The following is a 23,481-nucleotide window of genomic DNA, read 5'->3' on the forward strand; positions in this document are numbered from 1 at the left end:
ACAACGGGCGGACGACCGTCTCCTGTCCACACCCCGGTCGGGATCGGGGCGCGGCGGGCCCTCGGTGTCGGTACCGCCTGGTGGGCTGGTCTCCTCGACCGAGGGGTGCGGAACGTGGAGGAGCGGATGGACGGCAGGAACGACGAGGGGTGCCCGCGCTGGTGCGCGGGCGAGCACGACGAGCTGGTCGCGGCGGGGGAGCGGCTGCACCGCTCCGCGGCGAGCTCGCTCCCGGTGGTGCTCTGGGCGGGCCGAGACGGGGCCGCGGGCGCGACGGTGCACGTCTCCCTGTGCCGCCCGGGGGAGTCGGGGGAGGACAGGCTCCGCCTGGAGGCCGACGGGCTCGGCGAGGTCGACCTCGATCTCAGCTCGGGGTCGCGGCTGGCCGGCGCGGTGCTCCGGCTACTCGGCGCCGCGTGAGGTGCGCGGCGGGTCGGGCGGCAGGAGGTCCGTCAGCTCGATCTCGAGCGCCTCGCAGAGCGCGAGGAGGGTGTGCAGCGTGGGGTTCGCGGGCGAGCCGGGCTTCGACTCGCCCTTCTCGAACTTCTGGTAGGTGTAGCCCGCGAGCCCGGCCGCGTGGGCGATCCGCTCCTGGCTGGCGCCCTTGGCGATGCGGGCCCGGTGCATGTTGGTGCCGAGCTCGCGGGCGTAGGTCGCCCAGTCGCGCTCGGGAGTGGGTGTCGACATGCCCGCCAGCTTCGGAGAAGTTCGGCCGCGGGTCAGCCATACACGGATGGGAAATTCTCGGTGGTCATACCCGGGTGACCACAGGCGGCGCCTCCGGAGCCCCGAGGGCCCCGCGACGGCAGCGCCTAGTATGGCCGGGTGCCAGTGAACCCCGAACTCGTCGGGCGCGTCTTCGCGCCCACGGAGCCCTATCAGGTGGGGCGCGAGAAGGTGCGCGAGTTCGCCCGCGCCGTCTCCGCGACCTCCCCCCTGCACCACGACGTCGAAGCCGCCCGCGCCGCCGGGCACCCCGACCTCGTCGCTCCGCCCACCTTCGCCGTCGTCGTGCAGGAGTTCACGCTCCAGCAGCTGCTCGCCGAGCCCGACGGCGGGATCGACTTCAGCCGCGTCGTGCACGGAGACCAGCGCTTCGTGCTGTCCCGTCCGGTCGTGGCCGGCGACGAGCTGACCGCGACCCTCTCGGTCGCCGCCATCAAGAAGCTCGGCGCCCACTCGATGGTCACCACCGAGTCCCGCATGGTCGACGCGAGCGGCGAGCACGTCGTCACCGCGATCTCGACCCTCGTGGTCAGGGGAGACGAATGAGCACCGCACTGCCCGCTCTCGCCGAGCTGAGCGTCGGCCAGGTCGTCGCCGAGAGCCGCTTCCCGATCGACCGCGGCACCCTGGTGCGCTACGCGGGCGCCTCGGGCGACTTCAACCCCATCCACTACCGCGACGACGTCGCCGCCGAGGTCGGCCTGCCCGGCGTGCTCGCGCACGGCATGCTCACGATGGGCACCGCGGTGCAGGTCGTCGTCGACTGGGTCGGCGACCCCGGACGCGTGGTCGACTACCAGGTGCGCTTCACCCGCCCCGTCGTGGTGGACCCGCGCGACGGCGCCGCCATCGACGTGGTCGCCAGGATCGGTGCTGTGAACGCCGAGGAGGGCTGGGTCCGCGTCGACCTCGCCGTCTCGGTCGAGGGCCAGTCCGTCCTCGGCAAGGCCCAGGCACGGGTCCGACTCGCGTGACCTCCGCGCCGCTGCTCTCCGCCCTGACCACCCTCCGCGTCGGCGGACCCGCCGAGCGCCTCGTCGAGCCCGCCACCGAGGCGGAGCTGGTCGAGACGCTCGTCGGCCTGTGGTCGGACGACGAGCCGTGGCTGCTGCTCGGCGGCGGCTCCAACCTCCTCGTGGGCGACGACGGGGTCGAGGGCACGGTCGTGCGCGTGCGCACCACCGGCGTCGAGCGGCTCCCCTCCGACGAGCCGGGGCGCGTGCTCCTGCGGGTCCAGGCGGGCGAGTCGTGGGACGGCCTCGTCGCGACGACCGTGGAGCGCGGCTGGGCGGGTCTCGAGGCTCTCAGCGGCATCCCCGGCACGGTCGGTGCGTCGCCGGTGCAGAACATCGGCGCCTACGGCCAGGAGCTCTCGGACACGCTGGTCGCGGTCGACTTCCTCGACGAGGGCGCCCGCGAGCCCGTCCGGCTGACGGCGGAGGAGCTGCAGTTCGCCTACCGCACCTCCGTGATCAAGCAGGGCCGCCGGGGCGCGGTGCTGGCCGTCGAGTTCGCGCTCGAGGAGGTCGGCGCCGAGGGCGACGGCACTCCCGTCGCCTACGGTCAGCTGGCGTCGGCGCTCGGAGTCGCGCTCGGCGACCGCGTGCCGCTCGCGCGGGTGCGCGAGACCGTGCTGGCGCTGCGTGCGGGCAAGGGCATGGTCCTCGATCCGGAGGACCCGGACACCGCGAGCGCCGGCTCCTTCTTCACCAACCCCCTCGTCACGAGCGCGTTCGCCGACTCCCTGCCGCCCGAGGCGCCGCGCTGGCCGGTCGAGCCGACGGCGGAGGCGCCCGTCATCACCCCGCTCGCCGCGGTCGAGGCAGGAGCGCCCGTCGGGCTGCCCGTGCCTCCCCGCGCCGACGGCCTGGTGAAGCTCAGCGCCGCGTGGCTGATCGAGCACGCCGGCGTCTCGCGCGGTTTCGCCCTGCCCGGCTCGCGGGCCGCCGTGTCGAGCAAGCACACCCTCGCCCTGACCAACCGCGGAGGAGCGACGGCCGAACAGGTCGCCGAGCTCGCCCGGTACGTCCAGGGCCGCGTCCTGGCGGAGTTCGGCGTACTGCTGCACCCCGAGCCCGTCGTGGTCGGCACCGCGGTCTGAGTCCGCGCGGTCTGCGCGCGCAGGCCCCGCGCTCGCGGGGACGCGCGCCCTCCGGCCGCGGCCTCCTCCGGCTCAGCTGTCGCGGCGGATCCAGCGGAAGCCGAAGCGGCAGGCGACGAGCCCCACGACGAGCCAGATACCGAGCACCAGCGCGACGCCGCCGAGGTCCCACGACCCGTTCACCTCCGCCTCCTCGAACCCGCTCGGCAGGAACACGGCGCGCATGCCCTGCGCGATCCACTTGAGCGGGAAGACGCTAGCCGTGTTCTGCAGCCAGTCCGGCAGCGTCGTGAACGACAGGTACGACCCCGAGATGAACTGCAGCACGAGCAGCGGCGGCACGATCACGGCGGTCGCGCTCTTGCCCGAGCGGGGCAGCGCGGAGACGGCGATGCCGAGGATGGCCGACGTCGCGACTCCTGCCAGGTAGACCCAGGCGAAGGTCGCCCAGCGCCCGCTGTCGGTGGGCAGCTCGACCGAGAACACCGTCGCCGCGACGAGGAGCAGCAGGGCCGTCTGCGCGAGGCTCGTCACGAGCACCTGGCCGAACTTGCCGATGAAGTAGCTGAAGACCGGCAGCGGTGCCCCCGCGAGGCGCTTGAGCGTGCCGTCGCCGCGCTCGACCGCGATGTCGACGCCCAGGTTCTGGACGCCCGAGAGCAGGATCCCGGCCGCGGCGAGGCCCGGCACGTAGTACTCGGCCATCGGGATGCCCGGGTCCTGCGGGTTCGCCTGCATCACCGCGGTGTCGCCGAACGCGACCGAGAAGATCGTCAGGAGCAGCACCGGGAAGAGGAAGGTGAAGAACACCTGGTCCGGAGCGCGGAAGTACGAGCGGATCTCGTAGCGGGCGCGGGCGAGTCCGAGGCGGACGGTGCGTCCCGGGCCGGTGGAGAGGGTGCGGGGGCGGGTGGCGACGGCGGTCACGCGGGCTCTCCGATCAGGTCGACCGCGTCGCGGTCCTCGCGGATGAGGTCGAGGTAGATGTCCTCGAGGCTGGGGCGGACGACCTCGAGCGCCGTCGGCTCCCCGATCCGGGCGTGCAGCTCGGCGACGGTCCGGGCGGGCTCGGTGGTGCGCAGCCGGTGCAGCACGCCGTCCTCGCGCCACTGCACGATCGGGACGCGCGCCTCGTCCCCTCCGATCGCGCTCATCGGGCCGATGGCCAGGAGCCGCCCGCCGGAGATCACGGCGGCGCGGTCGCCGAGGCGGGCGGCCTCGTCGAGGTAGTGGGTGGTGAGCAGGATGGTCGTGCCCTCGCTCTTGAGCAGAGCGATCAGGTCCCAGAAGGAGTGGCGGGCCTCGGGGTCGAATCCCGTGGTGGGCTCGTCGAGGAACACCAGCTCGGGACGGCCGATGATGCCGAGGGCGACGTCGACGCGGCGGCGCTGGCCGCCCGAGAGGCGTCCGATGCGCGAGCGGGCCTTGGACGTCAGCCCGACGGCCTCGATGGTCTCGTCGACGTCGCGCGGTCGCGGATAGAGGCTGGCGAAGTGCGCGATCTGCTCGCGCACCGTCGCGTTGCCGGACTCGCCGCTGGACTGCAGGACGATCCCCAGACGCGCCTTCCACGCCAGGTCGCCGTGGCGCGGGTCGACCCCGAGCACCGACACCTCGCCGCCGGAGCGGTCGCGGTAGCCCTCGAGGATCTCGATGGTCGTCGACTTCCCGGCGCCGTTCGGGCCGAGGAGCGCGAAGGTCTCGCCCCGGTGGATGTCGAAGGAGACTCCCGCGACCGCCGGAGCGCCCCCGTAGTCCTTCCGCAGGTCGCGGACTCGGACGGCGTGGTCTTCGCTCATCGTCACAGCGTGCCCTGTCCTACCCCTCCGGCGACAGTGATCCCCGATTTCCGCCTCCCTCTTGCCCTCCCCGCCCCGAGATGCCACGCACCCCTCACCTGTCGGACAGGCCCGTCGCAGTACCCGCCGTCACAGTGCGGCACGGTCGAGCGGCGATCGGCGGTCCGCGTGTCACGGATCGTCGTCCGCGCTGCGCACCCCGCTCTCTGCGACGCACCCCCGTCGTCGAGCCGCCGCTGCCGATCGACGGCGCAGGCGGAGGAGGGCTAAACGGTGCCGAAGAGCCGCTGCAAGCGGCGCACGCCCTCGAGGAGCGCGTCGTCGCCGAGGGCGTAGGACAGGCGGAGGTAGCCGCTCGGTCCGAAGGCCTCGCCGGGGACGGTGGCGACCTCGGCCTGCTCGAGGATGAGGTCGGCGAGCTCGAGGGAGGTCGTCGGGGTGGTGCCGTTCCACTCGCGGTTCAGCAGCCCGTTCACGTCGGGGTAGACGTAGAACGCGCCGCCGGGGGTGGGGCACTCGATCCCGTCGATCGCGTTCAGCTCGGCGACGATGGTGCGGCGGCGGCGGTCGAAGGCCAGGCGCATCTCCTCGGCCGGCTCCTGCGGGCCGGTGAGGGCGGCGATCGCGGCGCGCTGCGAGATGTTCGAGACGTTGCTCGAGAGGTGCGACTGGAGGTTCGAGGCGCCCTTGATCGCGTCGGCCGGGCCGACCATCCATCCGACGCGCCAGCCGGTCATCGCGTAGGTCTTCGCGACGCCGTTGACGAGGATCGTCCGGTCGCGCAGGGCCGGCACCGCCTCGACGATCGAGGTCGCGTGCTCGAGCGGGCTCGCGTCGTCCTGGTCGCCGGTGGAGTAGACGAGGTTCTGGTAGATCTCGTCGGCGATGATCCAGAGGCCGTGCTCCTCGGCCCACTCGCCGATCTCGCGGGTCTGCTCGGCCGAGTAGACGGCGCCGGTGGGGTTGGAGGGGGAGACGAACAGGAGCACCTTGGTGCGCTCGGTGCGCGCGGCCTCCAGCTGCTCGACGGTGACCAGGTAGCCCTGGTCGGCGCCCGCGAACACGTCCACCTGAACGCCGCCGGCGAGCTTGATCGCCTCGGGGTAGGTGGTCCAGTACGGGGTCGGCACCAGCACCTCGTCGCCGTCGTCGAGGAGGGTCTGGAAGGCCTGGTAGACGGCCTGCTTGCCGCCGTTGGTGACCACGACCTGCGAGGGGTCGACGGCCCATCCGGAGTCGCGCGCCGTCTTCTCAGCTATGGCAGCGCGGAGGTCGGGGAGGCCCGCCGCGGGGGTGTAGCGGTAGTTCCCCGGGTCGAGCACGGCGGCCGAGGCGGCCTCGACGATGTGCTCGGGAGTGAGGAAGTCGGGCTCGCCGGCGGCGTAGGACACGACCGGGCGGCCCTGAGCCTGGAGGGCCTTCGCCTTGGCGTCGACCTTCAGAGTGGCGGACTCGGCGATGGCGGCGATGCGGGCGGAGATGCGCGTGGTGGAGGACACGACGGCCAGCGTATCCTGCGCGCGCACGGGGCTCCGAGGCCCCCCGCCGCTCGGCTGGACACGCCCTGCGGGTCCACGTACACTCGTCCGAGGTAGTCGATCTCTGCCCTCATCCACAGCGCCCGCGAGGGTCGCGGCGGTGGGGCGGCGGGTCGGTCTCCTCCTCGGATGCTCGCAACGGCATCCATAGGGCGGTGGCTCAATTGGTAGAGCAGCGGTCTCCAAAACCGCAGGTTGCAGGTTCGAGCCCTGTCCGCCCTGCACATCGATGCCCGTCGCACGCGGTCCCCGCGACGCTGCGGTCATCGGTCCAGGGCCGCCCATGACGGGCGGTCGGCCACACCGGAGGTTCCGGTGCGGGAAAGGTGCGTGCAGGTGGCCGGGAAAGCAGTCGACGAGCCGAGCGAGGACGTCGTCGCGATCGCCAATCAGCAGCGAGCCGCGCGGCGAAACCCGTTCGCGCGCATCGCCCTCTTCATCCGGCAGGTCATCGCCGAGCTGAAGAAGGTCGTGACGCCCACCCGCAAGGAGCTGGGCAACTACGTCGTGGTCGTGCTGATCTTCGTCGTCATCATGATGGCGCTGGTGTCCTTCCTCGACTGGGTGTTCGCCCTGGCCGTGACGTACGTGTTCGGCACACCCGCCGCCTGACCCGAGAGCATCCGGGCCGCGCGAGCGGAGGGTGCCGGCGACAGCGGGACGCGCCCCGAGGGGCGCGACCGATCGATCGAGAGAGAGTTGTGACGAGTGTCTGACAGAAACCGCGACGACGTCGACTGGGCGACGGCTGCCGAGCAGTCGTCGGAGGTCGAGGAGGAGCAGGAGGGCGACGTCCAGTCGCAGGCTGAGGACGCCGTCGAGCCCGCCGAGCAGGGTGCGCTGAGCATCATCGACGAGAACGAGTCCGAGGATGACCTCGCCTCCGACCTCGAGGCAGCGCTGGACGCCATCGGCTCCGTCGACGACCCCGAGGCCGACTCCGCCGTCGACGAGGCCGCCCACATCGACACCGTCGAGGAGGCCGAAGCGGCTCTCGAGGCCGTCGAGGACGAGGCCGAGGTCGCCGCCGAGGACGCCGAGTCCGCCGGTGAGGACCTCGCCGACATCGACCCGTACGAGGCCTTCCGCACCGAGCTGCGCGGCAAGCCGGGCAAGTGGTACGTCATCCACTCCTACGCCGGCTTCGAGAAGCGCGTGAAGTCGAACATCGAGAACCGCAAGGTCTCGCTCGAGGCCGAGGACTACATCTTCGAGGTCCAGGTCCCGATGGAGGACGTGGTCGAGATCAAGAACGGCCAGCGCAAGATGGTCACCCGCGTGCGCATCCCCGGCTACGTGCTGGTGCGCATGGACCTCAACGAGGACTCGTGGTCGGTCGTCCGCCACACGCCGGGCGTCACCGGCTTCGTGGGCAACGCCCACAACCCGACCCCGCTGCGCTTCGAGGAGGCCTTCACAATGCTGAAGAGCCTCGTCGAGATCAAGGACGTCGCCCCCTCGAAGACCTCCGGTGCCAAGGGCCAGAAGCAGGCCCAGCGCGTGCTGCCCGCCGAGGTCGACTTCGAGATCGGCGAGACCATCACCATCAAGGAGGGCTCGTTCGCGGGTCTTCCCGGCTCGATCAGCGAGATCAAGCCCGAGAGCGGCAAGCTCACCGTGCTCGTCTCGCTCTTCGAGCGCGAGACCCCGGTCGAGCTGTCGTTCGACCAGGTCACCAAGCTCTGACGCGTCGCCTCCGCGCCGCATGAACGCCTCCTCCGCAGGTCGGAGGGGGCGTTCGCCGTTCCGGGCGGCGCCCCCTCCAACGCCGCCCCACGCGCACCCGGGCGTCGGCCCCTCCTCCGCCCTATCGGGGGTGGCCCCGCTCGTGTAAGCTCGTACGGGTTTTCGTGTCGGCGCCCGCCTCTGTGCGCGTCGGACGACCCTCCTCCACCGCGATCCGGCACCGTCGGATGCGCGGGAGAGCGGCCGGGAGCCCCCGACCGCTCGAACCCTGAGAAAAGGAATCAGAATGGCCCCCAAGAAGAAGGTCACCGGCCTGATCAAGCTCCAGATCAAGGCCGGCGCGGCCAACCCCGCGCCCCCGATCGGTCCGGCGCTCGGTCAGCACGGCGTCAACATCATGGAGTTCTGCAAGGCGTACAACGCGCAGACCGAGTCGCAGCGCGGCAACGTCATCCCCGTCGAGATCACCGTCTACGAGGACCGCTCGTTCACCTTCGTGCTGAAGACCCCGCCCGCGGCGGAGCTCATCAAGAAGGCCGCCGGCGTCGCCAAGGGCTCTTCGACCCCGCACACCGTGAAGGTCGCGAAGCTCACCCAGGCGCAGGTCCGCGAGATCGCCGAGGCGAAGCAGGTCGACCTGAACGCCAACGACATCGACGCCGCCGCGAAGATCATCGCCGGCACCGCCCGCTCGATGGGCATCACGGTCGAGTAGCGCGACGCGCTGCTCGACGGCGGGAGCGTCGCGCCCACCGGCGCGGACCCACCGCGGAAGCCTCGAGAACCCGACGGCGGCCCCTCAGCGGGCCGCACGCCCGGGCCGGAAGCGCCTCCGCAGGACCTCTCCGCCTCCCGCGAGCAGCAGTCAGGGCCGCGATCGCGGCACCACCAGAACTCCATCACCCCCGTGGGAGAGCCCGCCAGGCTCTAGAACCACATTCTCGTTTCAAGGAGAAACAACATGGCACAGAAGTCGAAGGCCTACCGGGCCGCCGCGGCCAAGCTCGAAGAGGGCAAGTTCTACACGGCCGACGAGGCCGTCGCGCTCGCCCGCGAGACCGGTTCCGCCAAGTTCAACAGCACCGTCGAGGTCGCCCTCAAGCTCGGTGTCGACCCCCGCAAGGCCGACCAGATGGTCCGCGGCACGGTCATCCTGCCCCACGGCACGGGCAAGACCGCCCGCGTCATCGTGTTCGCGACCGGTCCGGCCGCCGAGGCCGCGCTGGCCGCCGGTGCCGACGAGGTCGGCGGCGCCGAGCTCATCGAGAAGGTCGCGGGCGGGTACACCTCGTTCGACTCCGCCGTCTCGACCCCGGAGCTCATGGGCCAGGTCGGCCGTCTCGGAAAGGTGCTCGGCCCCCGCGGCCTCATGCCCAACCCGAAGACCGGCACCGTGACCCCGGACGTGGCGAAGGCCGTGACCGAGATCAAGGGCGGAAAGATCGAGTTCCGCGTCGACAAGCACGCCAACGTGCACCTCGTCGTGGGCAAGGCCGCGTTCACCGAGGAGCAGCTCCAGGAGAACTTCAAGACCGCGCTCGACGAGATCCTCCGCCTCAAGCCGTCCTCCTCGAAGGGCCGCTACATCCAGAAGGCCGCCGTCTCGACGACCTTCGGCCCCGGCATCCCGCTGGACGTCAACGTCCTGGCCTGAGCCGAGCACGCACTGACGTGAGGAGGGGGTCCGCTTCGGCGGGCCCCCTCCTTCGTCGTCCCGGCATACTGGACCGGTGATCCGCCGCTCCACTCCGCCGCGCCTCCCGTGACCGTCCGCCGCGCGTCGGCCGCCGATGCCGAGACCCTGGCCGAGCTGGCCGCCGCGACCTTCCCGCTGGCCTGCCCGCCGCACACCACCGCGGAGGCGAAGGCCGAGTTCGTGCGCACCGTGCTCTCGGTCGAGCGCTTCCGCGACCACCTCGCCGATCCGCTCCGCTCGCTCCTGGTCGACGACGACTCCGGCGCGCTGACCGGCTACGCGATGCTCGTGCGCGGGGAGCCCGCCGACGCCGACGTCGTCGCGGCGATCCGGCTGCGTCCGCCCGTCGAGCTCAGCAAGTTCTACCTCCTGCCCGGCCGGCACGGCTCCGGAGCGGCGGCCGCGCTGATGGCCGCGACCCTCGAGGAGGCGCGGGATCACGGTGCCGCGGGCGTCTGGCTCGGCGTCAACGAGGAGAACGCGCGTGCTCAGCGGTTCTACTCCAAGCACGGCTTCGCGGTCGTCGGCCGCAAGCGCTTCCTCGTCGGTGACCGCTGGGAGGACGACTTCGTCCTCGAGCGCTCTCTCGCCTGACCCTCCCCGCGAGACGCCACCCGGGTACGCGGCACGCTCGGCGTGGCGTACCGGAGCGGCCTCTCGCGGAGATCAGCCCTCGGAGACGGTGAGGACGATCTTGCCGCGGGTGTGGCCCGTCTCGAGCTGCTCGTGCGCCTCGCAGGCGCGGGCGAGGGGGAAGATGCCGTCGATGAAGACGCGGACGTCGCCCGACTCGAGAAGGCGCGAGACCACGCCGAGGGTCGCCCCGTCGGGAGCGACGCGGTAGGTGGAGGCGCGGACGCCCGCAGCGGCCGCCTCCTCGAAGAACCCGGGCCAGCTCCCGGTGGGCGCGTTCACGATCAGGCCCCCGGGGCGGAGGACCCTCAGCGAGCGCGAGCCCGTGTCGTCGTGCACGTTGCCGACCAGATCGATGACCACGTCGACGCCGGACAGCAGCTCGTCGAAGCGCTCGGCGGTGTGGTCGATCACCTGCGCGGCGCCGAGCTCGTGCAGCCACTGCAGGTTGCGGGTCGAGCCGGTCGCGATCACCGAGGCGCCGAAGTAGGCGGCGAACTGCACCGCGAAGTGGCCGACTCCGCCCGACCCGGCGTGGATGAGGATCCGCTGACCCTCGTGCGCCTTGGCGAGCTCGACGACCATGCCCCAGGCGGTGAGCGCCGCGAGCGGGACGCCGGCCGCTTCGACGTGCGAGAGCGTCGACGGCTTCCGCGCGATGGAGACGCTCGGCACGCTGACGTACTCCGCGTAGGAGCCCGAGTAGCGCGGCACCATGACGAAGCCGTAGACCTCGTCGCCCGGCCGCAGCGGATGCGCCGGGTAGGGGCTCGAGACGACGACGCCCGAGAAGTCGTGGCCGAGGACCGCCGGGTAGGAGGCGATCTGCGAGGCGACCCCCTGGCCCGCGCGCGTCTTCGCGTCGAGCGGGTTCACGCCGGCCGCGACCACCTTCACGGTGAACTCGGCGTTGATGGCGGAGGGTGTCGGCACGGTCGCCAGGTGCAGGGCGGAGGCGTCGCCCGGCGCGTCGATCACCGCCGCCGTCATCGTGTCGGGGAGGACGACCTCCTCCGGGATCTCGCCGATCGCGAGGCCGTGCCCGAGCGCGCTGGTGTGCATCGTCGCCTTTCCTGTCGCTGAGGCGTGCGGGTGGAGCGTGCCGAGGACGTCGCCCCCGATCCCCGCATCCGACGCCGCGACCAGTCAATCGAGGCAATGAGTCGGCGCTGTTACGGGGGTGTCACCCTCGGGAGAAGATTGGCGCGCGGAGCCGCGGGCGCCCGGTCTGGCACGATGAGGGGATGCGACGCCGACGTACCCTGCTGGTCGGCGGTGCCCTCCTTGTCCTGGCCGGGCTCGTCGTCCTCCTGGCCGCCCGGATCAGCATCGGCACCAGCCGCTGGGTCTACGTCAGCGAGATGGGCGCGCCGGACCTGCCGACGGCGGGCGCCTTCGAGGCCGCCCTTCTGCTCGTGGCGGCCGGCGGTGCGCTGATCGCCGCGGGCGCCTGGCCCGTGCGCGCCCGCCTGCTGCCCGCCCTCCGCCCGGCGGGCGCCATCCTCCTGGCGGCCGCCTGCTTCGCGCTCGCCTCGCAGGTGACCTGCACGGCGGGCTGCCCGCTGCCGGTCGGGCCGGCCTTCCGCTGGCAGGACCTCATCCACACCTCGGCCGCCGTGCTCGGCTTCGGGGCCGCCTGCGCCGCGATGCTCCAGCTGGCGACCGTGCGGGGGCGCCCTGCGGTCGCGCGGCTCTCGCTCGCCGCCGGGATCTCGGTGGCGGTCGTCGCCGGGACGGGTGGGATCCTGTCGCTCCTGCGCGTGTGGCTGCGGCTCGGCGGCACGCTCGAGTTCGTGGCGACGGCGATCGCAGTGCTCTGGCTCGCGTTCGTCGGCCTGGTGCTCGCGCTCGAGGACCTCAGCGCCGAGCGAGCCAGCCGCGGACGTGCCCGCGGATCCGGTCCTGCTGAGCGGCGAAGCCCTCGTCCCGCGACGGCACCCGCTCGCAGTCCGCATCCGGAAGAGCCCTAGCCCACGCCTCCGCGACCTCGACCGGGTGCACGGGGTCGCGCTCGGCCGCGATCACCAGGGTGCGCGCGATGACCTCGCCCAGCTCTCCGGAGTCGCGGTAGGCGGCGTTCCGCGGGATCTGGGCGAGCCGGACGGCGCGCTCGGCCGCGCGCGGGGAGCGGAACTGCAGCGTCAGCGCCTCCGCCGACGCGGGGGACACCTCGGCGGCGCGCGCGAACAGGCCCGAGGCGCGGAACATCCGCTCGCCGCGCTTCGCGCCGTGGTCGTGCAGCAGCTGCGCGATGACGGGGAACACGGTGAGGTTCTCGGGCAGCGGCTCGGCGGTGAAGGCGGGACGCACGAAGACGGCGCGGTCGATCGGCAGCACGCGTCGGACGGCGAGGCGCAGGGCGATCGCCGCGCCCATCGAGATGCCGAGCACCGTGAGCGGCTTGTGCACGGCTCCGGAGCGCACGATCTCCTCCGTCACCTCGTCGGCGAGCGCCTCGAGGGCGAAGTCGCCGGGCGCGCCGAGCAGCTCGGAGGCGCCGTGGGCGCGGACGTCCGGAGCGATGACCTCGCTGCCGGCGGGGAGGGCGGAGCGCAGCAGCCCCAGCGGCTGGGAGCGGTCGCCGCCCAGGCCGTGCAGGAGGAGGACCGTCACCGGGCGCGCGTCCGCTCGTGCAGCTCGGCCATCAGCATCCCCGCCAGCCGCACGAGGATGTGGATCTCGTCCTCGTCGCGGTCGACCCAGCGGGAGTTCGGCTCGCCCTCGATCGGCACGAAGTCGCGGTGCTGCTCCCAGACGACGAGCGTGCGCTCGGCGCCGAGGACGTACTGCTGCCAGAAGACCTGCCGCAGGTAGTGGCGCGGGATGCTCCGCCACGGCTTCGTCGTGGTCTTGATCTCGCAGAGCTCGAGCCGGCCGTCCTCGCGGAGGCCGATGCCGTCGGGCGTGGCGAGGTGCCGCCGCTCCTGGCTCGCGTGGAAGAGGGTGCTGCTGGGCTCGATCGCGTGCTCGCTCCGCACCCAGGCGGCGATCTCGGGCTCGCGGGCGCGGCCGTGGTCGGTGAAGGCGTTGCCGCCGAAGCCGGTGCCGTAGAGCTTGTCGAGCGCTGCCTTGCCGATCGCGGCGGGGGAGGAGAGGCGGGCGACGTCGGTCGCCGTGATGCCGCGCGAGCGGGCGCGGAGCCAGGCGACGCGGTCCGAGGAGTCGGCGACGACCCTCCGGAGGTGCGGGGGCTCGGCGTCCGTGAAGACGGGCTGCGTCTCCCAGGGGAAGGAGAGCTGCAGGTCGGGCACCGATTCATTCTCTGCCCCCTGCGGCGCCCGGTCGAATCGGCACGCCGACCCGCGCCCTCTCACCGGGGCGCTACGGCCCGCGCCGGCGGCTCAGGCGTCGAGGAAGGCGTCGACGTGCGCGGGGGAGAGGAGGTGGCGCCGGACCATCAGGGCGGCACCGCGGACGCCTCCGCCCTGGGCCGCGGCCTGCACGATGTCGAGCGCGCGGGTCGCCAGGGGGAGGGAGCGGCGGTAGACGACCTCGCGGACCCCGGCGAGGACCTCGTGGCTGGCCTGGGCGATGCTGCCGCCGACGACGATGACGGACGGATTCAGGAGGTTCACGCAGGTGGCGAGCACCTCGCCGATGTCGCGGCCGGCGGCGCGCGTGAGCTCGACGGTGGTGGGGTCCCCGCCGGTCAGCAGGGTGACGACGTCGGAGGTGCTGGCGGCGTCGATCCCGGACTCGGTCAGCCGGCGGGCGATCGCCGAGCCGCTCGCGATCGCCTCGAGGTCGGCCTCGCCGCGGTCGCCGGGGACCTGCACGTGGCCCAGGTCGCCCGCGGCTCCGAGGGCTCCGCGCTGCAGGGCGCCGCCGCTGACGATCCCGGCTCCGATGCCGGTGGAGACCTTCACGTAGAGGAGGTCGTCCACGTCGGCGTAGTGGTCGGCGTGCTCGCCGAGCGCCAGCAGGTTCACGTCGTTGTCGACGAGGACGGGTACGGGGAGGCGGCGGCCGACGAACTCCGGGATGTCGAAGCGGTCCCAGCCGGGCATGATCGGCGGCTTCACCGGGCGGCCCGTCGCGTGCTCGACGGGTCCGGGGACGCCGACGCCGACTCCCGCGAGCGGGCCGGCCGCCGGAGTCCGGCCGAGCAGGGCCGCGGCGACGTCGAGGGCGTGGCCGAGGACGGCGAGGGGGCCGTCGGCGATGGCGATGCTCTCGCGGCGGCGGGCGAGGACCGTGCCGTCGAGGTCGGTCAGGGCGACGACGGCGTGCGCGGCGCCCAGGTCGACGGCGAGGAGGCTGCGCGCCCGGGGGTCGAAGGCCACGCGGGCGGCGGGACGGCCGCCGGAGGAGGGGGCGTCGTCCTGTCGGGCGACCAGGCCGGAGGCGGTGAGGACGTCGAGCTGGGCGGAGACGGCCGCGCGCGGCAGGCCCGTCTCGGCGACCACGTCGGCCCGAGTCCGGGGAGCCCCGTCGGCCAGCAGGAGCAGCAGCTCGCCGACCGCGCTGACGGTGATGCGGCGGCGCGGGGACATGGCCAGAGTCAACCACAGCGCCCGTGCTTCTGTGCGGCGGGCGCCCGACTTGGCGGGCGCGCAGGGCTAGTTTTGCTTGTCCGTGAGCAAAAGTCCGCGTAGGGTTCGAGGCACACCTTCCGATGCGATCAGGAGCCCCACCGGTGGCCACACCCCCAGACCTCTCTGTCCAGCTGTACTCGGTGCGCGAGCCGCTCGCGGCCGATCTTCCCGCCACCCTCGACCGCCTCGCGGCGATCGGCTTCACCACGGTCGAGCTCTTCGGGTTCGTCGACCTGGCCGACGCCTACCGCGTAGCGCTCCCGGCCAGCGGACTGCGCGCTCCCAGCGCCCACGCGCGCCTCCTCGGCCCTCAGGGCGACGCCACCGTCGACGAGATCCTCGACACGGCCGCCTCGCTCGGCGTCGAGACCGTGATCGACCCCTACGTCGACCCGACCCGCTGGACCACCGCGGACGACGTCGCCCGCATCGCCGACGAGCTGAACGCGCTGGTCGACTCCGCCGCCGCCCGCGGCCTGGTGCTCGGCTACCACAACCACGCCTTCGAGTTCGAGAACCGCGTCGACGGCCGCAGCGCCTTCGAGCACCTCGCGGGCCTGCTCGACCCGCGCATGGTCCTCGAGCTCGACACCTACTGGGCGGCCGTCGGCGGCGACGACCCGGTCGAGGTGCTCGGACGCCTCGGCGACCAGGTGCGCTTCCTGCACGTGAAGGACGGCCCGATCTCGGCCGACACCCAGGAGCAGCTGCCCGCGGGCGAGGGCGCGATGGACGTCCCGGCGATCCTCGCCGCCGCTCCGCAGGCCCTGCCCGTGCTGGAGTTCGACGCCTACGCCGGCGACATCTTCGAGGGCCTGGAGTCGGCCCACCGCTACGTCTCGGGGCTCGGCGCATGAGCGGCACCGGCCGCGTGGGCGTCGGCGTCATCGGCGCCGGCAACATCAGCACCCAGTACCTGACCAACCTCACCGTCTTCCCCGACCTCGAGGTGCTCTTCGTCGCCGACATCGACCTCGAGCGGGCGAGGACCCAGGCCGAGGCCTTCGGCGTCCCCGCCTCCGGCACCGTCGAGGAGCTCCTCGCGCACGAGGGCATCGAGATCGTCGTGAACCTCACGATCCCGGCCGCGCACGTCGAGGTCGCGCGCCGCGCGGTCGAGGCGGGCAAGCACGTGTGGACCGAGAAGCCCTTCTCGCTCGACCGCGACAGCGGGATCGAGCTGCTCGCGCTGGCGAAGGACAAGGGGCTGCGCGTCGCGACCGCTCCCGACACCTTCCTGGGCGCGGGCCTCCAGACGGCGCAGCGCGTGATCGAGAGCGGAGCCATCGGCACGCCGCTCTCCGCCCTCACCCTCTTCCAGGGCCCCGGCCCCGAGTCGTGGCACCCGAACCCGGAGTTCTTCTTCGCCGAGGGCGGCGGACCGCTGCTGGACATGGGCCCGTACTACATCACCACGCTCGTGCAGAACCTCGGCCCCGTCGAGAGCGTCACCGCCGTCTCGTCCCAGGCCCGCGCCACCCGCGTCGTGGGCTCCGGCCCGAAGGAGGGCACCGAGTTCCCGGTGACCATCCCGACGCACATCGGTGGGCTGCTCCGCTTCGAGTCCGGGGCCTCGGCCCAGGGCGTGTGGAGCTTCGAGTCGAGCCTGCCGCGCACCGGCTTCGTCGAGATCAACGGCTCCGAGGGCACCCTCGTCCTCCCCGACCCGAACCAGCACGACGGAGAGATCACCCTGCACCGCCGCGGGTCCGCCGAGCCGGAGGTCATCGCGGCGACCGGCTCGACCGCCTCCCGCGGCACCGGCGTGCTCGAGCTCGCCCGTGCGATCCGGGCCGACCGCCCCGAGGCCGCCTCCGGAGACCTCGCGTACCACGTCACCGACGTGATGCTCTCGCTCCTCGAGGCCGCCGAGACCGGCGAGAAGGTCCTCGTCACGAGCTCCGTGACGCCCCGCCCCGCACTGCCCGAGAGCTGGGACCCGACCGAAGCGACCCTCTCCTGATGCCCGCGCCCCTGCGCGTCGGCGTGCTCGGCGGCGGCTTCATGGCGGCCGTGCACAGCCGCGCGGCCCGCAGCGCCGGAGCGGTGCTCGCCGGAGTCGCCTCCTCCACCCCGGAGAAGGGCGAGCGGGCGGCGGCCGAGCTCGGCGTCGAGCGTGCCTACCCGGACGCCCGGGCCCTGATCGAGGACGAGAGCATCGACCTCGTGCACGTCTGCACCCCGAACGCCACGCACGCCGCACTCGCGCTCGCGGCGATCGAGGCGGGCAAGCACGTGGTCTGCGAGAAGCCGCTCGCCGCGACGCTTCGGGAGGCGGAGTCGCTCGCTGCGGCCGCGTCCTCCGCCGGCGTGGTGGCGACCGTCCCGTTCGCCTACCGCTTCCACCCGATGGTGCGCGAGGCCCGTGCCCGCGTCGCCTCCGGCGAGACCGGCCGTCTGGTCACGGTCCGCGGGAGCTACCTCCAGGACTGGCTGCTGGGCGCCTCCGACGACAACTGGCGCGTCGACCCGGCCGCCGGCGGCCGCTCGCGCGCCTTCGGCGACATCGGCTCGCACCTGGTCGACCTGCTGGAGTTCGTCACCGGCGACCGGATCGACTCGCTCGCCGCGATCACGAGCACCGTCCACGCCGAGCGCGGCGGCCGCCCGGTGAGCACCGAGGACGTGGCCGGCCTGATCGTCCGGCTCGAGGGCGGCGCCGTCGGCACGCTCCTCGTCTCGCAGGTCACCGCGGGCCACCGCAACGAGCTGGTGCTCGAGGTGTCCGGGCTGGAGGAGTCGCTGCGCTTCGAGCAGGAGCTCCCCGAGACGCTGTGGGTCGGCCGGCGCGACAGCGCCCTGCTGGTGCCGCGCGACGCCTCGATCCTCGCGCCCGATGCGGCCCGGCTCTCGATCGTGCCGAGCGGTCATCCGATGGGCTATCAGGACGCCTTCACGGCGTTCGCCCGCGACACCTACGCCGCCGTGGCGGGCGCCGACGTGGAGGGTCTGCCGACCTTCACCGACGGCCTCCGCGCGGCGCGCATCACCGAGGCCGTGCTCGACGCGGCCGAGACAGGCGCCTGGGTGACCGTGCCCGCCGCCGACGACCGGACGGAGATCGCCGCATGAGCGACGAGAAGACCTACCCCGCCACCCACCCCGTGACGCTGTTCACCGGGCAGTGGGCCGATCTGCCCTTCGAGGAGGTCGCCCGACTCGCCGCCGAGTGGGGCTACGACGGACTCGAGATCGCGGCCTCGGGCGACCACCTCGACCTCAAGCGCGCGGACGAGGACGACGCCTACGCCGCCTCGCGTCTGGAGATCCTCGACCGCTACGGCCTCGAGGTCTTCGCCATCTCGAACCACCTCACCGGCCAGGCCGTCTGCGACGACCCGATCGACTTCCGCCACAAGGCACTCGTGCGCGACTACACCTGGGGCGACGGCGACGCGGAGGGGGTGCGGGAGCGCGCCGCCGAGGACATGAAGCGCTCGGCGCGGGTCGCCCGCAAGCTCGGCGTGGACGTGGTCGTCGGCTTCACCGGCTCGAAGATCTGGCCCTACGTGGCGCAGTTCCCGCCGGTGCCGGCCTCCGTCATCGACGAGGGGTACGAGGACTTCGCGACGCGCTGGAACCCGATCCTCGACGAGTTCGACGCGAACGGCGTGGTCTACGCGCACGAGGTGCACCCGTCCGAGATCGCCTACGACTACTGGTCGAGCGTGCGCACCCTCGAGGCGATCGGGCACCGCCCGGCCTTCGGCTTCAACTGGGATCCGTCGCACATGATGTGGCAGGACATCGACCCGGTCGGCTTCATCGTCGACTTCAAGGACCGGATCTACCACGTCGACTGCAAGGACACCCGCCTGCGCCCGAAGAACGGCCGCGCCGGCGTGCTCGGCTCGCACCTGCCGTGGGGCGACCCGCGCCGCGGCTGGGACTTCGTCTCGACGGGGCACGGCGACGTCCCGTGGGAGGACGCGTTCCGCGCGCTGGAGTCGATCGGCTACTCCGGCCCGATCTCCATCGAGTGGGAGGACGCCGGGATGGACCGCCTCCACGGCGCGAAGGAGGCCGTCGGCTTCATCCGCTCGCTGCTCTGGAGGACCCCGACCGCGTCGTTCGACGCCGCGTTCTCGAACCAGTAGCCGCGCGGCTCCCCTCGGCGGGATCCCGCTCCGGTCCGCAGGCCACGTCGCCCGCGCCGGATCGGGGTCATGCAGGCGGGGGTGGGGTCAGTCGGCGGCCTTGGCGGCGCGCTCGGACTTGATGCGGGCCTGCTCGCGGCGGACCTCCGCGTAGCGGTTCTGCTCGACGCGCAGCCACTCGGGGACCTCGTCGAGCAGGGCCTGGATCTCGGGAGTGGTCAGCGCCTCGGTGACGCCGCCGCGGGCGAGCCCCGAGATGGAGACGTTCAGCCGGGAGGCGATGACGGAGCGGGGGTGCGGCCCCTCCTCTCGCAGCTGCACGAGCCAGGCGGGCGGGTTCGCGGCGAGCTCGTCGTACTGCTCGCGCGTGATCGCCGACTCCTGGAACTCCTCCGGGGTCGCGGGCAGGTAGACCTGCAGCTTCTTCGCCGCGGTCGCAGCCTTCATCGTCTGTGTCGCCTTGGCCATGCGGCAACCCTACCGGCGCGGCGCGGACCACCTACCCTGAGGGGATGAGCGAGCAGCCCGAGACCGTCGACCCGCAGGCCGCTCCCGAGGCGGAGGGGCGTCCGGAGGGCGAGGCGGACGCGGCGGCTGTCGACGCGTCGGCCGGATCGGGTGCGGTCGGCGCCGGAGCCGAGTCGGACGACACGGACGGCGCCTCCGAGGACGGCGACTCCGACGACCTCGACTCCGACGATCTCGACTCCGACGATCTCGACGCCGAGGACAGCGACTCCGACGCCGCCGACTCCGACGCCGGGGACGCCGTCCCCGCCGGCCCCGTGCTCGCCGTCGCCCTCGTGCCCGGCGTCACCCCCACCAAGTGGACCCGCGTCTGGGGCCAGCGCCGCTCCGATCTCCCGCTGCGCATCACCGTCGTCGCCGAGCGCGATCAGGAGCAGGCGCTGCTCGACGGCCGCGCGCAGCTGTCGTTCGTCCGCGGCGACGTCTCCTCCTCCGCCCTCAGCTCCATCCATCTCTACGACGAGCAGCCCGTCGCCGTCGTCGGCCGCGAGCACGCCCTGGCCGCCGCGGACGAGCTCGAGGTCGCCGAGCTGGCCGGCGAGCACCTCCTCCAGGATCCGGAGGACGTGCCGGAGTGGGCCGCGGTCGCCGAGGAGCTCGCGGACGGCTCGCGGCGCCCGCTGCCGCGCATGGCCGGCCTCGACGACGCGGTCGAGCAGGTCGCGGCCGGCGTGGGCGTGCTGATCGTGCCGCAGTCGGTGGCGCGCGTGCACAGCCGCAAGGACGTCACCGCGGTGCCGGTGACCGGCGTCGCTCCCTCCTCCGTCCGCCTCGCCTGGGTGACGGACGACAAGGGCGACGACGTCGAGGACTTCATCGGAGTCGTCCGCGGCCGCAGCGCGAACACCACGCGCGGAACCGCCGCGACGCCGAAGGTCGAGTCGCGGGCGAAGGCCGCCAAGGCGAAGGCGCGGGAGGCGCGCGAGAAGGCGGAGAGGGCCGGCGGCGGCAAGAAGAAGCCGGCCCGCGCCAAGGCGTCCGCGCCGGCGGTGCGGCGCACCCGCAAGCCCCGCGGCCGTTGACCGTGGCCGACGACGCCGGCTGGTCGCTCCGCCCCGCGACCGCGGAGGACGCGGCAGCGATCGCCGAGCTGCGCGCGGTCGTCATGCGCCCGTCGCTCGAGACGCTCGACCGCTACGACGAGCACCGCGTGCGGCACCGCTTCCTCGACGGCTACCGGCCCGAGCTCACCCGGGTGATCGAGCTCGACGGCGCCTTCGCCGGGAGCATCGCCGCGCGGGTCGAGCCGGACGCGGTCTGGATCGAGCACTTCTACCTGGCGCCGCACGCACAGGGACGCGGAGTCGGCGGCGCCGTCCTGCGCCGGGTGATGGCGGAGGAGGCGCGGCCGGGTCTGCCCTTCCGGCTCGACGTGCTGAAGCGCAGCGACGCCCGCCGCCTCTACGAGCGGCACGGCTTCCGGTTCGAGCGCGCTCTGGAGTGGGACGACATCCTCGTCGCGCCGCCTGTCTCCTGACCCCTGATCGGGGAGGACGACGGGGCGCGGGCCGCCGCTAGCATGAGCGCGATCCCCTCCGCCGGGTCGGCCGCAGGGCGACCTCCTCCTGGAAGCAGGCACTCCGCCGTGTCCCCGCTCGTTCTGAGGTCCGCCGCCTCCGCGGTCCTCGTCGCCGCCCTGGCGATCACCTCCAGCCCGCTCGCCTCCGCCGCATCGGCGGCCGCGCCGTCGGCCGCCCCCGTCGCCGCATTCGGCGCCGCCTCCGACGCGCCCCGCTCGATCGTGCTCCCCGAGGGGCAGCCTCTCTGGCAGCCCAGCGCCGAGTCCCCCCTGCCCGCCGTGCCGGACGAGGCGCCGAGCGCCGCCCGTGCGAGCGCTGCGGCGTCGATCAGCGGCCGTGTCGTGGTCGAGGAGGCCGACGGCTCGATCGCGACCACCACTCCCCGCGGCGCCCTCCTGAACGTCGAGGTCTGGTCGAGCGAGGCGGGGCTCCTCGGGAACCACTCCGTCGCCGGCGACCTCACCTTCAGCATCGACGGGCTCACCGCCGGGCAGACCTACTACCTGCTGATCAAGGACAACGCCGACCTGTACGCCGACCTCTGGTCCGGCGGCAGCGCCGTCGCCCGCAGCGCCGAGCCGCTTCAGGCCCCGGCGGCCGGCGTGCAGCTGCGCACCGCACGGCTGGGGTCGCTCGAGGGACGCCTGAGCGGCGTCGCGGGCGACCAGCGCGTCGACATCTGGTACCGCGACCCGGGAACCGACGGCTACTTCCGCACCGGCGAGCTCGACCTGATCACGGGCGGCGACAACCCGTACTCGTTCCAGCAGGTCGTCCCCGGCGACTACCTCGTCCGGGCGTCGAGCCGCGACGACGTGATCGACGACAGCTACTGGGACCACGTCCTCCGCTCGGGCGACGCGGGCGACGTGCGCGTCCCGGTGGGCGGATCGGCCGCCGGGATCGACCTCTCGCTGAGCAGCGACTACCAGCAGTACACCGGCCGCCTCGCCGGATCGGACCGCTACGCGACCTCGGTGGAGGCGACGGGCTACTTCTCCCCGGGCATCCCGGTGCTCTACGTGGCCAGCGGGGCGAACTGGCCGGATGCGCTGAGCGCCGGCCCGGCCGCCGCCGCCCTCGGAGGCGCGCTCCTGCTCACCGATCCCGACCGCCTGCCTCGGGTCGTCTCCGACGAGATCCGCCGCCTCCGCCCGGAGCGGGTCGTGGTCGTCGGCAGCGAGCTGAGCGTGAGCCCCGGGGTCCTGTCCGCGATCCGCTCGATCGTCGGCGGCACCGAGCGCATCGGCGGGACGGACCGCTACGACACCTCCCGCCGGATCGTCGCAGACGCCTTCGGCAGCGGCCCCTACTCGAACATGTTCGTCGCGACCGGCACGAACTTCCCCGACGCCCTGTCGGCCGCGCCGATCGCCGGCTGGCGTGCGCAGCCCGTGCTGCTGGTCGACGGTGCGACCTCGGGCGCCGACTCCGCGACCGCGACCGCGGTGCGCGATCTGGCGCCGGAGCACGTGGAGTTCCTCGGCGGCGACCCCTCGATCCGGGACGCGTACGTGGCGGACTTCGAGCGTCGCGGCCTCGCCCCCTCGGTCTCGAGGATCGCCGGCCGCGACCGCTACGAGACCAGCGTCGAGCTGAACAGCGCCTACCCCCAGTCGCTGCTGCAGGACAGCGTCTTCCTCGCCGCGGGGTCCTCCTTCGCCGACGCCCTCTCGGGAGCGACGACGGCGGCGGCCCTGGGCTCGTCCGTGCTGCTGACCGAGCGCGACTGCGTGCACGACTCGACGCTGCGCTTCCTGGCCTCCAACTCGAAGAACTACGCGTTCCTGCTCGGCGGGGAGCCGACGCTCACCGAGGACGTGGCGAACCTCCGCAACTGCGAGTACGACTTCTGACGACGCGTGCTCCCGGGGTCCGGGGCTAGGGTGCGAGCATGCCCACGAGCGATGAGACCTGGACCCTGGCCGAGCACGACGTACCGGTGTACCGCAGCGGTGAGGGCGGCCGCGCGCTGATCCTGATCCACGAGGTCTGGGGGGTCGACGGGCACATCCGCTCGGTCGCCGACCGCTACGCGGCCGAGGGCTACAGCGTCGTCGCCCCCGAGCTCCTGGCCGACAGCGGCCTGCTCGAGCAGCTCGACGAGGAGCAGCGCGCCGACTACGACCACCCGGTGCGGCGCCTGCCGCGCCAGGTCGAGCTGCGCACCTTCTTCGCCCCCGTCTTCACTCCGGAGCACGCGACGCGCACCGTCGCGATCCTCCGCGCCCTCGTCGAGCGGCTCCTGCGCCAGGAGGGCGCGACCAGCGTCTCCGTCACCGGGTTCTGCTACGGCGGCACCTTCTCGTGGGCGCTCGCGCTGGCCGAGCCGCGGCTGGCGGCGGCCGTGCCGTTCTACGGGCACGTCACCGCGTCCGCCGAGGAGCTCGGCGCGCTGCAGGTGCCGGTGCTGGCGTTCCTGGGCGATCAGGACGCTCCCCTCGTCGAGCAGGTGCCGCGCATCCGCGAGGCGACCGAGGGCAAGGACGTCGAGGTCGTCGTCTACCCGGGAGCGGGCCACGCCTTCTTCAACGACGCGAACGAGCAGACCTACCAGGCCGAGGCGGCGACCGACGCCTGGCCGCGGGCGCTCGCGTTCCTCGGAGCGCACGCGGGCTGAGC

At 73.1% G+C, this 23,481-nt stretch carries 27 protein-coding genes and 1 tRNA gene; 19 read left to right on the plus strand and 9 right to left on the minus strand.

Annotated features, from left to right (window positions below; all coding sequences use genetic code 11):
• Positions 1–126: 126 nt before the first annotated feature.
• On the plus strand, positions 127–420 hold the full coding sequence (locus tag C5C53_RS02750; RefSeq protein ID WP_104254833.1) for a DUF6907 domain-containing protein: 294 nt from the start codon (positions 127–129) through the stop codon (positions 418–420).
• Here C5C53_RS02750 and C5C53_RS02755 read toward each other — a convergent pair.
• A complete protein-coding gene (locus C5C53_RS02755) occupies positions 403–687 on the minus strand; it encodes a helix-turn-helix domain-containing protein (protein ID WP_104223625.1) in 285 nt (94 codons plus the stop codon). The genes C5C53_RS02750 and C5C53_RS02755 overlap by 18 nt on opposite strands.
• 138 nt (positions 688–825) lie before the next feature.
• On the opposite strand from C5C53_RS02755, the gene C5C53_RS02760 reads away from it, so the two are divergent.
• Genes C5C53_RS02760 through C5C53_RS02770 form a run of 3 tightly spaced genes read left to right on the plus strand, consistent with a single transcriptional unit; the run spans position 826 to position 2,827 of the window.
• Positions 826–1,272: a MaoC family dehydratase N-terminal domain-containing protein gene (locus C5C53_RS02760; protein WP_104227045.1), complete on the plus strand. Its 447-nt coding sequence runs from the start codon at positions 826–828 to the stop codon at positions 1,270–1,272.
• On the plus strand, positions 1,269–1,700 hold the full coding sequence (locus C5C53_RS02765) for a MaoC/PaaZ C-terminal domain-containing protein (protein WP_104238284.1): 432 nt from the start codon (positions 1,269–1,271) through the stop codon (positions 1,698–1,700). The genes C5C53_RS02760 and C5C53_RS02765 overlap by 4 nt, the downstream gene beginning before the upstream one ends.
• Positions 1,697–2,827 carry a UDP-N-acetylmuramate dehydrogenase gene (locus tag C5C53_RS02770; protein ID WP_104223628.1) on the plus strand — a complete coding sequence of 377 codons (1,131 nt, stop codon included), beginning with the start codon at positions 1,697–1,699 and terminating at the stop codon, positions 2,825–2,827. The genes C5C53_RS02765 and C5C53_RS02770 overlap by 4 nt, the downstream gene beginning before the upstream one ends.
• Before the next feature lie 72 nt (positions 2,828–2,899).
• Here C5C53_RS02770 and C5C53_RS02775 read toward each other — a convergent pair whose 3' ends face one another.
• The 3 genes from C5C53_RS02775 to C5C53_RS02785 all read right to left on the minus strand — a co-directional run bounded on the left by C5C53_RS02775 (position 2,900) and on the right by C5C53_RS02785 (position 6,134).
• A complete protein-coding gene (locus C5C53_RS02775; protein WP_104223629.1) occupies positions 2,900–3,754 on the minus strand; it encodes an ABC transporter permease in 855 nt (284 codons plus the stop codon).
• Positions 3,751–4,626, minus strand: a complete 876-nt coding sequence (locus tag C5C53_RS02780) for an ABC transporter ATP-binding protein (RefSeq protein WP_104223630.1) — start codon at positions 4,624–4,626, stop codon at positions 3,751–3,753. The genes C5C53_RS02775 and C5C53_RS02780 overlap by 4 nt, the downstream gene beginning before the upstream one ends.
• Before the next feature lie 266 nt (positions 4,627–4,892).
• Positions 4,893–6,134, minus strand: coding sequence for a pyridoxal phosphate-dependent aminotransferase (locus tag C5C53_RS02785; RefSeq protein ID WP_374953262.1), 1,242 nt, complete (start codon positions 6,132–6,134; stop codon positions 4,893–4,895).
• Between the two features lie 179 nt (positions 6,135–6,313).
• Here C5C53_RS02785 and C5C53_RS02790 point away from each other — a divergent pair.
• The 6 genes from C5C53_RS02790 (at position 6,314) to C5C53_RS02815 (ending at position 10,140) form a co-directional block, all read left to right on the plus strand.
• Positions 6,314–6,386, plus strand: a tRNA-Trp gene (locus C5C53_RS02790).
• 114 nt (positions 6,387–6,500) lie between these two features.
• Positions 6,501–6,776 (plus strand): preprotein translocase subunit SecE, encoded by a 276-nt coding sequence (gene secE / locus C5C53_RS02795; RefSeq protein ID WP_068208793.1) that lies wholly within the window; start codon positions 6,501–6,503, stop codon positions 6,774–6,776.
• 96 nt (positions 6,777–6,872) lie between these two features.
• Positions 6,873–7,850: a transcription termination/antitermination protein NusG gene (gene nusG / locus C5C53_RS02800; protein WP_104223631.1), complete on the plus strand. Its 978-nt coding sequence runs from the start codon at positions 6,873–6,875 to the stop codon at positions 7,848–7,850.
• A gap of 286 nt (positions 7,851–8,136) precedes the next feature.
• Entirely contained in the window at positions 8,137–8,565 is a 429-nt protein-coding gene (gene rplK / locus C5C53_RS02805; RefSeq protein ID WP_104223632.1) for a 50S ribosomal protein L11, read from the plus strand.
• A 246-nt stretch (positions 8,566–8,811) separates the two neighbouring features.
• A complete protein-coding gene (gene rplA / locus C5C53_RS02810) occupies positions 8,812–9,504 on the plus strand; it encodes a 50S ribosomal protein L1 (protein WP_104223633.1) in 693 nt (230 codons plus the stop codon).
• Between the two features lie 108 nt (positions 9,505–9,612).
• On the plus strand, positions 9,613–10,140 hold the full coding sequence (locus tag C5C53_RS02815) for a GNAT family N-acetyltransferase (protein ID WP_104266755.1): 528 nt from the start codon (positions 9,613–9,615) through the stop codon (positions 10,138–10,140).
• Between the two features lie 72 nt (positions 10,141–10,212).
• On the opposite strand, the gene C5C53_RS02820 is transcribed toward C5C53_RS02815, so the two are convergent.
• Positions 10,213–11,241, minus strand: a complete 1,029-nt coding sequence (locus C5C53_RS02820) for an NADP-dependent oxidoreductase (RefSeq protein WP_374952914.1) — start codon at positions 11,239–11,241, stop codon at positions 10,213–10,215.
• Positions 11,242–11,423: 182 nt separating this feature from the next.
• Here C5C53_RS02820 and C5C53_RS17020 point away from each other — a divergent pair, with 182 nt between their 5' ends.
• Positions 11,424–12,149 carry a DUF998 domain-containing protein gene (locus C5C53_RS17020; RefSeq protein WP_104223635.1) on the plus strand — a complete coding sequence of 242 codons (726 nt, stop codon included), beginning with the start codon at positions 11,424–11,426 and terminating at the stop codon, positions 12,147–12,149.
• Here the strand turns inward: C5C53_RS17020 and C5C53_RS02830 are convergent.
• The 3 genes from C5C53_RS02830 to C5C53_RS02840 all read right to left on the minus strand — a co-directional run bounded on the left by C5C53_RS02830 (position 12,037) and on the right by C5C53_RS02840 (position 14,672).
• Positions 12,037–12,792: an alpha/beta fold hydrolase gene (locus C5C53_RS02830; RefSeq protein WP_181127701.1), complete on the minus strand. Its 756-nt coding sequence runs from the start codon at positions 12,790–12,792 to the stop codon at positions 12,037–12,039. The genes C5C53_RS17020 and C5C53_RS02830 overlap by 113 nt on opposite strands.
• Complete coding sequence (locus C5C53_RS02835; RefSeq protein WP_104223661.1) at positions 12,789–13,421, minus strand: YqaJ viral recombinase family protein; 633 nt, start codon at positions 13,419–13,421, stop codon at positions 12,789–12,791. The genes C5C53_RS02830 and C5C53_RS02835 overlap by 4 nt, the downstream gene beginning before the upstream one ends.
• Before the next feature lie 99 nt (positions 13,422–13,520).
• Positions 13,521–14,672, minus strand: a complete 1,152-nt coding sequence (locus C5C53_RS02840) for an ROK family transcriptional regulator (protein ID WP_104223637.1) — start codon at positions 14,670–14,672, stop codon at positions 13,521–13,523.
• Positions 14,673–14,815: 143 nt separating this feature from the next.
• Between C5C53_RS02840 and C5C53_RS02845 the strand changes: the two genes are divergently transcribed.
• Genes C5C53_RS02845 through C5C53_RS02860 form a run of 4 tightly spaced genes read left to right on the plus strand, consistent with a single transcriptional unit; the run spans position 14,816 to position 18,811 of the window.
• Positions 14,816–15,571 carry a sugar phosphate isomerase/epimerase gene (locus C5C53_RS02845; RefSeq protein ID WP_258063586.1) on the plus strand — a complete coding sequence of 252 codons (756 nt, stop codon included), beginning with the start codon at positions 14,816–14,818 and terminating at the stop codon, positions 15,569–15,571.
• Positions 15,568–16,677, plus strand: coding sequence for a Gfo/Idh/MocA family protein (locus C5C53_RS02850; RefSeq protein WP_104223639.1), 1,110 nt, complete (start codon positions 15,568–15,570; stop codon positions 16,675–16,677). Before C5C53_RS02845 ends, C5C53_RS02850 begins: the two co-directional genes overlap by 4 nt.
• A complete protein-coding gene (locus tag C5C53_RS02855) occupies positions 16,677–17,786 on the plus strand; it encodes a Gfo/Idh/MocA family protein (RefSeq protein ID WP_104266757.1) in 1,110 nt (369 codons plus the stop codon). Before C5C53_RS02850 ends, C5C53_RS02855 begins: the two co-directional genes overlap by 1 nt.
• Positions 17,783–18,811 carry a sugar phosphate isomerase/epimerase gene (locus C5C53_RS02860; protein WP_181127702.1) on the plus strand — a complete coding sequence of 343 codons (1,029 nt, stop codon included), beginning with the start codon at positions 17,783–17,785 and terminating at the stop codon, positions 18,809–18,811. Before C5C53_RS02855 ends, C5C53_RS02860 begins: the two co-directional genes overlap by 4 nt.
• Positions 18,812–18,898: 87 nt before the next feature.
• On the opposite strand, the gene C5C53_RS02865 is transcribed toward C5C53_RS02860, so the two are convergent.
• The gene (locus tag C5C53_RS02865) at positions 18,899–19,279 is read right to left on the minus strand and encodes a DUF5997 family protein (RefSeq protein ID WP_104223641.1); all 381 of its coding nucleotides are present in this window, start codon (positions 19,277–19,279) and stop codon (positions 18,899–18,901) included.
• A 44-nt stretch (positions 19,280–19,323) separates the two neighbouring features.
• Here C5C53_RS02865 and C5C53_RS02870 point away from each other — a divergent pair, with 44 nt between their 5' ends.
• The 4 genes from C5C53_RS02870 to C5C53_RS02885 all read left to right on the plus strand — a co-directional run bounded on the left by C5C53_RS02870 (position 19,324) and on the right by C5C53_RS02885 (position 23,479).
• Positions 19,324–20,361 carry a LysR substrate-binding domain-containing protein gene (locus C5C53_RS02870; protein ID WP_104266758.1) on the plus strand — a complete coding sequence of 346 codons (1,038 nt, stop codon included), beginning with the start codon at positions 19,324–19,326 and terminating at the stop codon, positions 20,359–20,361.
• A gap of 2 nt (positions 20,362–20,363) precedes the next feature.
• Positions 20,364–20,816 (plus strand): GNAT family N-acetyltransferase, encoded by a 453-nt coding sequence (locus C5C53_RS02875; protein WP_258061255.1) that lies wholly within the window; start codon positions 20,364–20,366, stop codon positions 20,814–20,816.
• Positions 20,817–20,924: 108 nt separating this feature from the next.
• Positions 20,925–22,715, plus strand: a complete 1,791-nt coding sequence (locus C5C53_RS02880) for a cell wall-binding repeat-containing protein (protein WP_104262974.1) — start codon at positions 20,925–20,927, stop codon at positions 22,713–22,715.
• 38 nt (positions 22,716–22,753) lie between these two features.
• Positions 22,754–23,479, plus strand: coding sequence for a dienelactone hydrolase family protein (locus C5C53_RS02885; protein ID WP_104223644.1), 726 nt, complete (start codon positions 22,754–22,756; stop codon positions 23,477–23,479).
• The last annotated feature ends 2 nt before the right edge of the window (positions 23,480–23,481 follow it).

It is taken from the genome of Rathayibacter sp. AY1E3, from assembly GCF_002932235.1.
In the GTDB taxonomy this organism is placed as follows: domain Bacteria; phylum Actinomycetota; class Actinomycetes; order Actinomycetales; family Microbacteriaceae; genus Rathayibacter.

Excerpts from the sequence above, each read along its gene's own strand:
- C5C53_RS02755 (WP_104223625.1), bottom strand. The coding sequence starts at position 687 with ATGTCGACACCCACTCCCGAGCGCGACTGGGCGACCTACGCCCGCGAG.
- C5C53_RS17020 (WP_104223635.1), top strand. The coding sequence starts at position 11,424 with ATGCGACGCCGACGTACCCTGCTGGTCGGCGGTGCCCTCCTTGTCCTG.
- C5C53_RS02865 (WP_104223641.1), bottom strand. The coding sequence starts at position 19,279 with ATGGCCAAGGCGACACAGACGATGAAGGCTGCGACCGCGGCGAAGAAG.
- C5C53_RS02840 (WP_104223637.1), bottom strand. The coding sequence starts at position 14,672 with ATGTCCCCGCGCCGCCGCATCACCGTCAGCGCGGTCGGCGAGCTGCTG.
- C5C53_RS02870 (WP_104266758.1), top strand. The coding sequence starts at position 19,324 with ATGAGCGAGCAGCCCGAGACCGTCGACCCGCAGGCCGCTCCCGAGGCG.
- rplK (WP_104223632.1), top strand. The coding sequence starts at position 8,137 with ATGGCCCCCAAGAAGAAGGTCACCGGCCTGATCAAGCTCCAGATCAAG.
- C5C53_RS02885 (WP_104223644.1), top strand. The coding sequence starts at position 22,754 with ATGCCCACGAGCGATGAGACCTGGACCCTGGCCGAGCACGACGTACCG.
- C5C53_RS02860 (WP_181127702.1), top strand. The coding sequence starts at position 17,783 with ATGAGCGACGAGAAGACCTACCCCGCCACCCACCCCGTGACGCTGTTC.
- C5C53_RS02750 (WP_104254833.1), top strand. The coding sequence starts at position 127 with ATGGACGGCAGGAACGACGAGGGGTGCCCGCGCTGGTGCGCGGGCGAG.
- rplA (WP_104223633.1), top strand. The coding sequence starts at position 8,812 with ATGGCACAGAAGTCGAAGGCCTACCGGGCCGCCGCGGCCAAGCTCGAA.
- C5C53_RS02820 (WP_374952914.1), bottom strand. The coding sequence starts at position 11,241 with ATGCACACCAGCGCGCTCGGGCACGGCCTCGCGATCGGCGAGATCCCG.
- C5C53_RS02765 (WP_104238284.1), top strand. The coding sequence starts at position 1,269 with ATGAGCACCGCACTGCCCGCTCTCGCCGAGCTGAGCGTCGGCCAGGTC.
- C5C53_RS02855 (WP_104266757.1), top strand. The coding sequence starts at position 16,677 with ATGCCCGCGCCCCTGCGCGTCGGCGTGCTCGGCGGCGGCTTCATGGCG.
- C5C53_RS02850 (WP_104223639.1), top strand. The coding sequence starts at position 15,568 with ATGAGCGGCACCGGCCGCGTGGGCGTCGGCGTCATCGGCGCCGGCAAC.
- C5C53_RS02780 (WP_104223630.1), bottom strand. The coding sequence starts at position 4,626 with ATGAGCGAAGACCACGCCGTCCGAGTCCGCGACCTGCGGAAGGACTAC.